The 12,449-nt window shown below is 71.0% G+C and carries 10 protein-coding genes; 8 read left to right on the plus strand and 2 right to left on the minus strand.

Translation table 11 applies throughout. The features are described from left to right. Nucleotides 1–44 precede the first annotated feature (44 nt). From ACIQTP_RS01580 to ACIQTP_RS01595, 4 genes are all read left to right on the plus strand, one after another. On the plus strand, nucleotides 45–2,699 hold the full coding sequence (locus ACIQTP_RS01580; protein WP_403395210.1) for an alpha/beta fold hydrolase: 2,655 nt from the start codon (nucleotides 45–47) through the stop codon (nucleotides 2,697–2,699). Beyond that, entirely contained in the window at nucleotides 2,696–3,559 is an 864-nt protein-coding gene (locus ACIQTP_RS01585) for an ABC transporter permease (protein WP_217566591.1), read from the plus strand. Before ACIQTP_RS01580 ends, ACIQTP_RS01585 begins: the two co-directional genes overlap by 4 nt. A 174-nt stretch (nucleotides 3,560–3,733) precedes the next feature. Next, entirely contained in the window at nucleotides 3,734–5,311 is a 1,578-nt protein-coding gene (locus tag ACIQTP_RS01590) for a von Willebrand factor type A domain-containing protein (RefSeq protein WP_403395212.1), read from the plus strand. A 130-nt stretch (nucleotides 5,312–5,441) separates the two neighbouring features. Next, nucleotides 5,442–7,361 carry an AMP-dependent synthetase/ligase gene (locus ACIQTP_RS01595; RefSeq protein WP_403395213.1) on the plus strand — a complete coding sequence of 640 codons (1,920 nt, stop codon included), beginning with the start codon at nucleotides 5,442–5,444 and terminating at the stop codon, nucleotides 7,359–7,361. A gap of 82 nt (nucleotides 7,362–7,443) precedes the next feature. On the opposite strand, the gene ACIQTP_RS01600 is transcribed toward ACIQTP_RS01595, so the two are convergent. Both ACIQTP_RS01600 and ACIQTP_RS01605 read right to left on the minus strand, forming a co-directional pair. Next, nucleotides 7,444–7,851, minus strand: a complete 408-nt coding sequence (locus ACIQTP_RS01600) for a rodlin (protein ID WP_403395215.1) — start codon at nucleotides 7,849–7,851, stop codon at nucleotides 7,444–7,446. Nucleotides 7,852–8,105: 254 nt separating this feature from the next. After that, nucleotides 8,106–8,516, minus strand: coding sequence for a rodlin (locus tag ACIQTP_RS01605; protein WP_403395217.1), 411 nt, complete (start codon nucleotides 8,514–8,516; stop codon nucleotides 8,106–8,108). A 251-nt stretch (nucleotides 8,517–8,767) separates the two neighbouring features. Here ACIQTP_RS01605 and ACIQTP_RS01610 point away from each other — a divergent pair, with 251 nt between their 5' ends. From ACIQTP_RS01610 to ACIQTP_RS01625, 4 genes are all read left to right on the plus strand, one after another. Further along, a complete protein-coding gene (locus tag ACIQTP_RS01610) occupies nucleotides 8,768–9,181 on the plus strand; it encodes a rodlin (RefSeq protein ID WP_403395219.1) in 414 nt (137 codons plus the stop codon). Nucleotides 9,182–9,464: 283 nt separating this feature from the next. Then, nucleotides 9,465–9,722 carry a chaplin gene (locus ACIQTP_RS01615; RefSeq protein ID WP_403395221.1) on the plus strand — a complete coding sequence of 86 codons (258 nt, stop codon included), beginning with the start codon at nucleotides 9,465–9,467 and terminating at the stop codon, nucleotides 9,720–9,722. Nucleotides 9,723–9,850: 128 nt separating this feature from the next. Further along, complete coding sequence (locus tag ACIQTP_RS01620) at nucleotides 9,851–10,699, plus strand: chaplin (protein WP_403395223.1); 849 nt, start codon at nucleotides 9,851–9,853, stop codon at nucleotides 10,697–10,699. A 211-nt stretch (nucleotides 10,700–10,910) separates the two neighbouring features. Then, the gene (locus tag ACIQTP_RS01625) at nucleotides 10,911–12,326 is read left to right on the plus strand and encodes a glycoside hydrolase family 26 protein (protein ID WP_403395225.1); all 1,416 of its coding nucleotides are present in this window, start codon (nucleotides 10,911–10,913) and stop codon (nucleotides 12,324–12,326) included. Nucleotides 12,327–12,449 lie beyond the last annotated feature (123 nt).

The raw sequence follows: 12,449 nt of genomic DNA on the forward strand, positions 1-12,449 counted from the left end.
CGGTGGCTGCCTTCGTTGTCGGTGGCGGCCCGTACCGTTGACACATGGATCTTCGACTGCCCCGACTGCGCGGGCCCGCACAGCGACGCCGACGGTGGTTCGCCGCCGCGGCCGTCGTCGTCGTGCTCGCCGGCGCCGGTACGTGGACCGCTGTCGCCTCGGACGACGGGCCGGCCGTCCACCGCACCGACCGTGTGATGAGCACGGGCGCCGGGGTGAACATCGACACGTCGTTCTTCACCGCGGGCTCCGGCCGCCGCCCCGCCGTGCTCCTCGGGCACGGCTTCGGCGGCAGCAAGGACGACATGCGCCGGGAGGCGGAGCAACTCGCGCGCGACGGGTACGCGGTGATGACCTGGTCGGCACGCGGCTTCGGCCGTTCCACCGGCAAGATCGGGCTGAACGATCCCAAGGGCGAGGTCGCCGACGTCTCCAAGCTCATCGACTGGCTGGCCAGGCGGCCCGAGGTCCGGCTCGACAAGAGCGGCGACCCGCGCGTGGGAGTCGCCGGAGGATCGTACGGCGGCGCGATCTCCCTGCTGGCCGCCGGGTACGACAAGAGGGTCGACGCGATCGCCCCCTCGATCACGTACTGGAACCTGGCGGACGCGCTCTTCCCGAACGACGTGTTCAAGAAGCTCTGGGCCGGCGTATTCATCAACTCCGGCGGCGGCTGCGGCCACTTCGAGGCGCAGCTGTGCGCGATGTACAACCGGGTGGCGGAGTCGGGGAAGCCGGACGCCCAGGCGCGCGCCCTGCTGGAGCAACGCTCGCCGTCCGCCGTCGGCGACCGCATCAAGGTGCCCACGCTCATCCTGCAGGGCCAGACCGACTCCCTCTTCCCGCTCGGCCAGGCCGACGCGATGGCCAAGGCGATCCGGGCCAATGGCGCGCCCGTGGACGTCGACTGGATCGCCGGCGGGCACGACGGCGGAGACCCGGAGACGAGCCGCGTCGAGGCCCGTGTCGGCTCCTGGTTCGACCGCTATCTGAAGGACGACAAGAGCGCCGACACCGGTCCCGCCTTCCGCATCACCCGCACCGGCGGCATCGACTCCACCGACGGCGCCGCGCAGCTGCGGGGCGCGAGCGGGGACGTCTACCCCGGCCTGGAGAGCGGCGAGCACGGCATCGCGCTGGGCGGCGGCCGACGCGAGCAGACCTTCCAGAACCCCGCGGGCGCCAGTCCGCCCGCGATCTCCGCGCTCCCCGGACTCGGCGGCACCGGCGGCCTGTCCCAGCTGTCCGCGCTCGGACTCGGGGTGTCCCTCGACTTCCCGGGCCAGTACGCGCGGTTCGACTCCTCGGCGCTCCGCGGCGACCTGCAGATCACCGGGTCGCCGACCGTGACCGTCCACGTGCGGTCGAACACCGACGACGCGGTCCTCTTCGGGAAGGTGTACGACGTCGGGCCGGGCGGCACCCATCAGGTACTGCCCTCGCAGCTGGTGGCGCCCGTGCGGGTGACCGGCGCGAAGGCGGGCAAGGACGTCACGATCGTGCTGCCCGCGATCGACCACGACGTCCGCAAGGGCCACCGGCTGCGCCTGGTCCTCGCCTCGACGGACCTCGGCTACGCCTCACCGGCGGCCCCGGCGACGTACACGGTCTCCCTGAAGAGCGACCTGCGCGTGCCCACCGCGCCCGGTGTGAAGACCGCCGCCGCCGCGCTGCCCTCATGGGTGTGGTGGCTGCCCCTGGCCGGCGCGCTGGCCGCCGCCGCACTCCTGCTGACCGGCCGTCGTCGTACGGCCCCGGTCGCGCCCGACCCCGAACTCGCCGAAGTCCCGCTCCAGATCTCCGACCTGAGCAAGCGGTACGCGAAGTCGGCGGACCGGTACGCGGTACGGGACCTGTCGTTCCGCGTGGAGAAGGGCCAGGTCCTGGGCCTGCTGGGGCCGAACGGCGCGGGCAAGACGACCACGCTGCGCATGCTGATGGGCCTCATCACGCCCGACGGCGGCGAGATCCGCGTCTTCGGGCACGCGATCCGGCCGGGCGCCCCGGTGCTCTCCCGGGTCGGGGCGTTCGTCGAGGGCGCGGGCTTCCTGCCGCACCTCTCGGGCCGCGAGAACCTGGAGCTGTACTGGCGGGCGACGGGCCGTCCGGCCGAGGACGCCCACATGGAGGAGGCGCTGGAGATCGCGGGCCTGGGCGACGCGCTGGCCCGCGCGGTCCGCACCTACTCCCAGGGCATGCGCCAGCGCCTGGCCATCGCCCAGGCGATGCTGGGCCTCCCGGACCTCCTCATCCTCGACGAACCCACCAACGGTCTCGACCCGCCCCAGATCCGCGAGATGCGCGAGGTCATGATCCGCTACGCCGCCGCGGGCCGCACGGTCATCGTCTCCAGCCACCTGCTGGCCGAGGTCGAGCAGTCCTGCACCCATCTGGTGGTCATGGACCGTGGCCGGCTCATCCAGGCCGGCCCGGTGAGCGAGATAGTCGGCTCCGGGGACACCCTCCTCGTCGGTACGGGCGCGCCCGTGGAGGGGCCGCTCGTCGAGAAGGTCGGCGCGCTGCCCGGCGTGGCCTCGGCCGTCGCCGCCGAGGGCGGGCTGCTGGTCCGCCTCGACGAGGGCGGCAGCGCCGAGCGCCTGCTCGTGGAGCTCGTACGACTGGAAGTCCCCGTGCGGTCGGTGGGCCCCCACCGACGGCTGGAAGACGCGTTCCTCACCCTGATCGGAGGTGCCGCATGAGCACGCTCGTCGAACGGGCCGAGACGGCGGACGGGTACCGGGCGCGGCACACGCTGCCGCTCCGGGTCGAGCTGCTACGGCAGTTGAAGCGGCGCCGCACGCTCGTCATGGGCGCGATCCTCGCGGTGCTGCCCTTCGTGCTCGTCGTCGCCTTCGCGATCGGCGGTGACCCGGGCTCGCGCAACGGGCAGGTCACCCTGATGGACACGGCGACCGCGTCGGGCGCCAACTTCGCCGCGGTGAACCTCTTCGTCTCCGCGGGCTTCCTCCTGGTCATCCCCGTCGCGCTGTTCTGCGGGGACACGATCGCCTCCGAGGCCAGCTGGTCCTCGCTGCGCTATCTGCTCGCGGCCCCCGTGCCGCGGGCCCGGCTGCTGTGGTCCAAGCTCACCGTCGCGCTGGGCCTCAGCCTCGCCGCGATGGTGCTGCTGCCGATCGTCGCGATCGCGGTGGGCACGGCGGCGTACGGCTGGGGGCCGCTGGAGATCCCCACCGGCGGCGCGCTCTCCGCGGGCACCGCGGCCCAGCGGCTCCTCGTGGTCATCGCGTACGTCTTCGTGTCCCAACTGGTCACGGCGGGGCTCGCGTTCTGGCTGTCCACCAAGACGGACGCACCCCTGGGCGCGGTCGGCGGCGCGGTCGGCCTGACGATCGTGGGGAACGTCCTGGACGCGGTCACCGCCCTCGGCCACTGGCGCGACTTCCTGCCCGCGCACTGGCAGTTCGCCTGGGCCGACGCCATACAGCCCAACCCGGAGTGGGGCGGCATGATCCAGGGCACCGCGATTTCGATAACGTACGCCCTCGTCCTGTTCGCCCTGGCCTTCCGGGGTTTCCGGCGCAAGGACATCGTGTCGTAGATCTCCGGAGCGTCACCTACCGGTCTCGACGACCGCCCTTCGTGGCCGCTTCGAGATCCATCCGCAACGCTCCGTAGCGCACATCCGGGCCCCCTCGGGCGTCACAGTCACAGACGTCGGCCCAACGACGTCGGCAGACAGCCGGCGGACGGACGACTCACCGAGGGGGCACGGATGACACGGACGGGGAACGGCGAACACACAGGGCGACCGCGGCGACTGGCCGCCACTCTGATCGGCCTCACGCTCGCCGGCGGCCTGCTCCTCACCGGCTGCGGCGCGGGCGAGAGCAACGGCTCCTCGACGGACGGTTCGAACAAGTCCGGCGGACGCGGGTTCCCGCAGCCCGCCCCGAACCGGACCTCCGGAACCTCCCAGGGCGAACAGAAGGACACGCCGACGGGCGACGCGAGCCGTGAGGTCGCGCCGTCCCCCGACTACCTCTCCACCTTCGCCCTCGACGTCGACACCGCCTCCTACGGCTACGCCCGCCGTGCCCTTGACGACGGCCGGCTGCCCGACGCGTCGACCGTCCGCCCCGAGGAGTTCGTCAACAGCTTCCGGCAGGACTACCAGCGCCCCGACGGCAACGGCTTCTCGGTCACCGTCGACGGTGCCCGCACCCAGGAGAAGGGCTGGTCGCTGGTCCGCGTCGGCCTCGCCACCCGCGATACCACCCGGAGCGGCAAGCGCCCGCCCGCCGCCCTCACCTTCGTCATCGACATCTCCGGCTCCATGGGCGAGCCCGGCCGGCTCGACCTCGCCAAGGACGCCCTCGGCGTGATGACGGACCGGCTGCGCGACGACGACTCGGTAGCCGTGGTCACCTTCAGCGACGAGGCCCGGACCGTGCTCCCGATGACCCGCCTCGGCCACCACCGCGACCGCGTCTACGAAGCGATCAGGGGACTGGAACCGACGGAGTCGACCAACCTCGGCGCGGGCGTGCGCACCGGGTACGCCACGGCCGTCAAGGGGCTGCGCGAGGGCGCCACCAACCGCGTCGTGCTGATCTCCGACGCCCTCGCCAACACCGGCGAGACCGACGCGGACGCCATCCTCGAGAACATCTCCACCGCCCGCCGCGACCACGGCATCACCCTCTTCGGCGTCGGCGTGGGCAGCGAGTACGGTGACGCCCTCATGGAGCGCCTCGCCGACAAGGGCGACGGCCACACGACGTACGTCTCGACCGTCGAGGACGCCCGTAAGGTCTTCTGCGAGCAGCTTCCGCAGAACATCGACCTCACGGCCCGCGACGCCAAGGCACAGGTCGCCTTCGACCCTCAGACCGTCAAGCAGTTCCGGCTGATCGGATACGACGACCGTCAGGTCGCCGACGAGGACTTCCGCAACGACCGCGTGGACGGCGGTGAGATCGGCCCCGGCCACACGGTCACCGCTCTCTACGCGGTCCGCACCAGGCCCGGCGCCTTTGGCCACCTCGCCACCGCGAGCGTCCGCTGGCTCGACCCCGACACCCGCGCCCCGCACGAGGAGTCCGGCCAACTGGAGACCGGCTCCCTCGACAAGGACCTGTGGACCTCCTCCACCCGCCTCCAGGTCGACGCCGTGGCCGCGTACTTCGCCGACGACCTGCGCACCGGAGACGACAAGGGGAACCCGCTCCCCGGCGCTCTCCCGCTCGGCGAACTCGCCGACCGCGCCCACCGGGTGGCGTCCGCCGCGGAGGACAAGGCGGTGGACGACCTGGCGGACGCGGTGGAGCGGGCGAGCCGGCTCATGGGATAGCGGCGGCGTCGGTCCGTCACGGCGCGCACCGCACCGGGGCCGAGCCCGAGTCCGAACGACGCATTGAACTTCCGTTACGAGTGAGTAAGTTGACTCCGGAGTAAGAACCCTGCGACCTGGTGGAGCCGTGATGGGCGTACGCAAGGATCTGAAACGGGCGAAGCGACGCACCGACCTGGCGTCCCGCGGCGAGGTCGAGCTGATCAGGGACGGGACGGGGGCGGTGCGCGAGGTCCGCGCCGCCCCCCTGGCCCCGCGCCCCACCACCGGCAGCGTCGCCGACCTGCCCTTCACCCACGCGGCCGAGGCGCCGGACGCCGTGGTCCTGCGCCGCAGGGACGGCGAAGTCTGGCGCCCGGTCACCGCGGCGGTCTTCGCCCGCGAAGTCTCCGACACGGCAAAGGGGTTGATCGCGGCGGGCCTCGAACCGGGCGCCCGGGTCGCGGTGATGTCCCGTACGCGCTACGAGTGGACCGTCCTCGACTTCGCGATCTGGGCGGCCGGCGGCCGGTCCGTCCCCGTCTACGCGACCTCGTCCGCCGAGCAGGTGGAGTGGATCGTGCGGGACTCGGGGGCGCGCTTCGTGATCGTCGAGACGGACCGGAACGCCGACACCGTGACCACCGCCACGGCCCGGCACCCCGAACCCCCGCGCGTCTGGCGACTGGACACGGACGCGCTCGCCGAACTCGCCACTCTGGGACGGGACATCCCCGACGAGGAGGTCACCAAGCGCCGCGCCGCGCTCACCCCCGACACGGTCGCGACCCTCTGCTACACCTCCGGCACCACCGGACGGCCGAAGGGCTGCGTTCTCACCCACGCCAATCTGCACGCCGAGGCCGCCAACACGGTCGAACTGCTGCACCCCGTCTTCAAGGAGGTCACCGGCCAGACCGCCTCGACCCTCCTGTTCCTGCCGCTCGCCCACATCCTGGGCCGCACCCTTCAGATCGCCTGCCTGATGGCCCGCATCGAGCTGGGCCACTGCCCGAGCATCAAACCGGACGAACTCCGGCCCGCGCTCCGGGAGTTCCGTCCCACTTTTCTCGTCGGCGTGCCGTACCTCTTCGAGAAGATCCACGACACCGGCCGCGCCACCGCCGAGAGGATCGGCCGCGGCGCCTCCTTCGACCGCGCCGACCGCGTCGGCGTCCGCTTCGGGCAGGCGTATCTGAACAAGTTCCTCGGGACGGGCAACGGTCCCGGCCCCGGCCTGTACGCGGCCTGGGCGCTGTACGACCTGCTGGTCTACCGCCGCGTCCGCAAGGAACTCGGCGGCCGTATGCGCTACGCCATCAGCGGCGGCTCCCCGCTCGACCGCGACCTCAACCTGTTCTTCTACGCCGCCGGAATCATCGTCTACGAGGGGTACGGCCTGACGGAGACCACCGCCGCGGCGACGATCGTGCCGCCCCTGCGGCCCCGCCCCGGCACCGTGGGCCTCCCGGTCCCCGGCACGGCGGTCCGTATCGCCGACGACGGTGAAGTCCTCGTCAAGGGCGGTGTCGTCTTCGGCGCCTACTGGAACAATCCGGCGGAGACGGAAGCTGCCCTGCGCGACGACTGGTTCACGACCGGCGACCTGGGCGCCCTCGACGAGGACGGGTACCTCACCATCACCGGCCGCAAGAAGGACCTCCTCGTCACCTCCGGCGGCAAGAACGTCTCGCCGGCCGTCCTTGAGGACCGGCTGCGCAGCCGCCCGCCGGTCGGCCAGTGCGTCGTCGTCGGCGACAACCGCCCGTTCGTCGCCGCCCTGATCGCCCTGGACCCCGAGGCCCTCGCCCACTGGCTCACCGTCCGCAAACGGCCCGCCGACACCCCGCTGTCCCAACTCGTGGGGGATCCCGCTCTGCGCGCCGACGTCCAGAAGGCCGTGGACCACGCGAACGAGGCCGTCTCACGCGCCGAGTCCATCCGCGCGTTCGCCCTGGTGGAAGGCGAGTTCAGCGAGGACAACGGCCTGCTCACCCCGTCCCTGAAGGTCAGGCGGCACGCGGTGACGGCGGCGTACGCGGCCGAGATCGAGGCGCTGTACGGCGGCTGAGAGCCGTACGGCGGCTGAGAGCCGCACACATGGAAAAGCGGGCCGCCGAGGTGCTCGGCGGCCCGCTCTCGCGGCGTTGGGATCAGCCGTTGTTGGCACCGTTGCCCGAGAGGACCGGGATCTGGTCCAGGATGTGCGACAGCGGCTCGTCGCCCTTGGCCTGGGTCGAGTTCTCGACACACTGCTGGTTCTGCGGGGCCGACAGGATCGGGACGTCCTGGACGGCGATCGGGATGGCGCCGACGAGCGAGCCCGCGTTGACCTTGGCCGGCAGGCCGATGCAGGGCTTGTTCAGCGAACCCTGGACCAGCGAGAGCTGCGGGCTCATGTCGCCGAACGTGGCGGAGTTGCCGAACGACTGCTCGGCGCCGTTGCCGCTGACGGACGTGGTACCGCCGTCGTCACCGATGGCCAGGGCCTGGGGCGCGGCCGTGGCCGAGATCCCGGCGATGGAAGCGGCGACAGCAGCGGTTGCCCACAGCTTCTTCATGTTCATTCCCTTCGGAAAGCGGACTCCTGTTGGGGAGCTGCATGATCATCAACTGGGAAGACCACGTAGGGGTTGCGGGTTATACCCCGTTCGGCCCAGCGTGCGGGGGTTTCAACCGTCATGCGTGCGCCGGTGGGCTCCCCCAGGCCGTGGTCGGCGGTCGGCCGTGTGCGCACGGGGAGAGAAAGCCAACGGGCCGCCGAGAGTTCGGCGGCCCGTTGACGAGGTCCCAGGAAGGGGACGGCGGTGGGGTACTAGTGGTTGTTCGTGCCGTTGCCCGAGAGGACCGGGATCTGGTCCAGGATGTGCGACAGCGGCTCGTCGCCCTTGGCCTGGGTCGAGTTCTCGACACACTGCTGGTTCTGCGGGGCCGACAGGATCGGGACGTCCTGGACGGAGATCGGGACCAGGCCGACGAGCGAGCCCACGTTGCCCTTGACGGGCAGGCCGATGCAGGGCTTGTTCAGCGAACCCTGGATGAGCGCCATCTGCGGGCTCATTTTGCCGTAGGTCGCCGAGTTGCCGAACGACTGCACCGCACCGTTGCCGCTGGTGGACGTCGTGCCACCGTCGTTCCCGATGGCCAGCGCCTGCGGCGCGGCGGCTGCGGAAGCGCCGACGACGGAAGCGGCGACCGCCGCGGCGGCCATAACCTTCTTGATCACTAGCTAGTCCCTTCTGGAGAAACCCCGTCCACCGGAGCGCCATGGTCAACTGCCGCGGACGCCCTTGGTTGCTCTGGTTCACTCCGATGGCCCACAACGAAGAGTGATTCCGCGACCCGTGAGCACCCAGGGATTCCCACGAATTCGCCGCCGGTGAACGGGCCGATCGGGTGAACCACCGAAACCAATCCAGGACCGCCGGGTTGATGCGAGAGCAGGAACATGTGTCTCTGCCAGGAAAGGAACGAGAAATGTTCAAGAAGGCAATGGCCGCGGCGGCGGTCGCCGCTTCCGTCGTCGGTGTCTCGGCGGCGGCCGCGCCCCAGGCGCTTGCCATCGGCGACGACAACGGCACCACGTCGGTCAGCGGCAACGGCGCCAAGCAGGCGTTCGGCAACTCCGTGACCAAGGGCAAGATGAGCCCCCAGCTCAGCCTGGCGCAGGGCACGCTGAACAAGCTCTGTGTCGGCCTGCCCGCCAAGGCGAACGTCGGCTCGGTCGTCGGCGTCCTCGTGCCCGTCGCCGTCCAGGACATTCCGGTCCTGTCGGCCCCGCAGAACCAGCAGTGCGCCGAGAACTCGACCCAGGCCAAGGGCGACGAGCCGCTGTCGCACATCGCGGACGGCATTCCGGTCCTGTCGGGCAACGGCGTGGGAAACCACTGACCGTCGCCGCAGATCATCGCCTGAAGAGCTCGGGCCGCCCGCGTAAAACGCGACGGGGCCCGAGCTCTTCGGTGTCATATAGGCGGTTCATTCAAGGGAAGCGTTTCTTCTCGTGGGTGCGTGTGAAGCTTCGGTGTTGATTCGAATGCGGGGCGATTCGAGTGAATTCCCAAGCGGCTGACGTTCTGTAGTTTCTTCCGACGTCTATCCCTCGTTTACAGCCTGCAGGTCATGGTGCGAGCCGTTCAAGCTGTGCTCGCTCGGTTTCGGCCGTCATAGGGGCATGACCGCAGAGAAGGGAAAGTACGTGAAGCACAAGAAGAGCGCTGCTGTCGTCGCCGGCGCGATCATGACCCTGGGGATGGCCGCCCCGGCTTTCGCGGACGCCGGTGCCGAGGGCGCCGCCGTCGGGTCTCCGGGTGTCCTCTCGGGCAACGTGGTCGAGGTCCCCGTGCACGTTCCCGTCAACCTGTGCGGCGACACGGTCGACGTCATCGCCCTGCTCAACCCGACGTTCGGCAGCGCCTGCGCCAGCGACTGACGCGCAGTACGGCAGCCTTCCAGGCTGTGTCCTGGCCGGTCTTGGGCGCCCTTTCGGCTCCAAGGCCGGCTTTCCTCACTTCTTCAAGCAGGAAGACAACGAGATTGCGACAGACCCTGAGTAGGGGAATGGTCGTGGCCGCAGCCGCGGCCGCGACGAGCATCCTGTCTCTGTACGGCACCCCCGTGTTCGCCGACGCGGACGCGCAGGGCGGCGCGTCGGACTCGCCCGGCGTGGCGTCGGGCAACACCGTTCAGCTCCCGGTGCATGTGCCGGTGAACGCCTGCGGCAACACCGTCAACGTGATCGCCGCGCTCAACCCGGCCTTCGGGAACTCCTGCGCCAACGGCTCGAGTTCACGCGGGTCGCAGGGTTCGCACGGGTCGCAGGGTGCGCCGCAGCAGCCGGCTCCCCACGAGAGCGCCTCCGACTACGGCTCCGGCTCCTCGGACAGCGGCTACGGCGAGGAGACGGGCCCGTACGGCGGTCCCTCCGACTCCTCGGCGTACGGCGGTCCTTCCGGTTCCACGGCGCACGGCGGTTCCTCGGCGTACGGCGAGACACACGGTTCGCCCGGTGTCGGGTCGGGCAACGCCGTCCAGCTCCCGGTGTATGTGCCGGTGAACGCGTGCGGCGACACCGTCAACGTGATCGCCGCGCTCGACCCGGCGTACGGCAACACGTGCGAGAACGTTCCCGACTACGGCGACACCCCGCCGACGACGCCTCCCACCACTCCTCCGACCACCCCGCCGACGACGCCCCCCACGACGCCGCCGACGACACCTCCCACCACCCCGCCGACGACGCCCCCCGTGACGCCGCCGACGACTCCGCCCGTCACTCCCCCCGGGCTCCCGCCCACCCTGCCCCACACCGGCAGTGAGAACGTGCTCGCGGCCTCGGCCGCCAGCGCCGCACTGCTGCTCGGCGGGTCAGTGCTGTACCGAAGGGGCCGAGCCGCGTCCCGTCGTTAGTACGACCCTCTGGGTGCCGGACGCCTCGCCGCGTCCGGCACCCGGGCTCGCGTCATCCATCGGGATCAAAGGACGCGGCCTCGGTTGGCGGGATTCCTCTTCATATGACTGAGTGTCAGTAGAGGGAAAAGTATGAACAACTGACGGAAGGCGCGTCCGAGCCCTGGGAGTCGGCGCATTCGGAGCTATGAGAGTGGAGAGGGGAGCAGGCATGGCCCCACGAAAGCAACGGCCCCGAAGCGGAAGGCCGGCCGTCGTCGCGGTCGGCATCGTCGCCTCGGTCGCCCTGGCGGCCGGTCCTGGACACGCCGTCGGCGGCGGTGCGCCGCGGGCCGCCGACCCTCCAGCACCGACGACGGTGACACCGACACCGCCCACACCGCCGACGCCGGCCACCCCGACGGCATCGACGACGGTGACACCCACACCTCCGACACCCACATCCCCGACACCGGCCTCGGTGACACCGCCCGCGCCCACGCCCGTGACATCAACGGTGCCCGCGCCCGTCACGTCCACGAAGCCGCCGGCACCCGCGACGCCGACGAAACCCGCGTCCGAACCCGCCCAGCCGCTCCCCGCGTTCGGCGCCTACCTCGACTACGGCCCCCGGGGTGTGGCCCGGATCGCGCAGCTCAGCCAGTGGCTGGGCGGTGCCCAACTCCGTGTCGCGCACACGTATCTGCCGGGCGACCGCTGGAGCAACATCGAGGGCGCACCCGGCTTCCTCGACGTCTGGGCGGACTGGCGGCGCGAGCGGAAGGACCGGATGCTCGTCCTCAACGTGCCGATGATGGAGCGCAACGAGGAGAACGTTTCCGACGCCGAGGTCCGGATGCTGCTGCACCAGGGTGCCGCCGGCGCGTTCGACCGGCACTTCCGCGCCCTCGCGCAGCGCCTGGTCGAGCTGGAGGTCCCGGACACCGTCATCGTGCTCGGCTGGGAGATGAACGGCATCACCTACACCCACCGTTGCGGGCCGGACCCGGAGGCGTGGAAGACGTACTGGAACAGAATCGTCACCACCATGCGTGCGGTGCCGGGCCAGAGATTCCGGTTCGACTTCGCCCCGAGCCGCGGCCGGGACGCCGTTCCCTGGACGCAGTGCTATCCCGGGGACGACACGGTCGACATCGTCGGCATGGATTCGTACGACCAGCCGCGGGGGCTGTCGTTCGACGAGGAGGTGAACGAGCCGTACGGCCTTCAGGAGCACGTGGACTTCGCCAAAGCCCACGGCAAACCCATCTCCTATCCTGAATGGGGTCTCTTTCGCAACGGCGACAACGCGGCGTACATGAAACGCATGCTCGCGTGGATGGACGACCACAAACCGCTGTACAACACGCTGACCGACTACTGTCCGCACGGCGTGTGGCAGTGCGCCCAGAACCCGAGGGCGGCCGAGGTGTACCGCTCGGTGCTCTTCGGCCGCACCGACCCCACACCGCAGCCGACGACGCCCGTACCCACGCCCGTGACGCCCGTGCCGACGCCTGTCCCGACACCCGTACCCACGCCGGTGGTCCCGCCCAACTGTTCGCCGCTGGACCTGGGCGACTGGGTGGAGTACTGGCTCGGCGGGAAGCTCTGTCTGCGCCTCGACTGGTGGTCGCGCACCCGGTGACACCGGCCCGGGGGGGGGGGGGCCCCGCCCCCCCCCCCCCCCCCCCCCCCCCCCCCCCCCCCCCCCCCCCGCCCGCCGCCCCGCCCCCCCCCCCCCCCCCCCCCCCCCCCCGGTTCGGGAGGG

This window comes from Streptomyces sp. NPDC090798, assembly GCF_044768965.1.
In the GTDB taxonomy this organism is placed as follows: Bacteria; Actinomycetota; Actinomycetes; order Streptomycetales; family Streptomycetaceae; genus Streptomyces.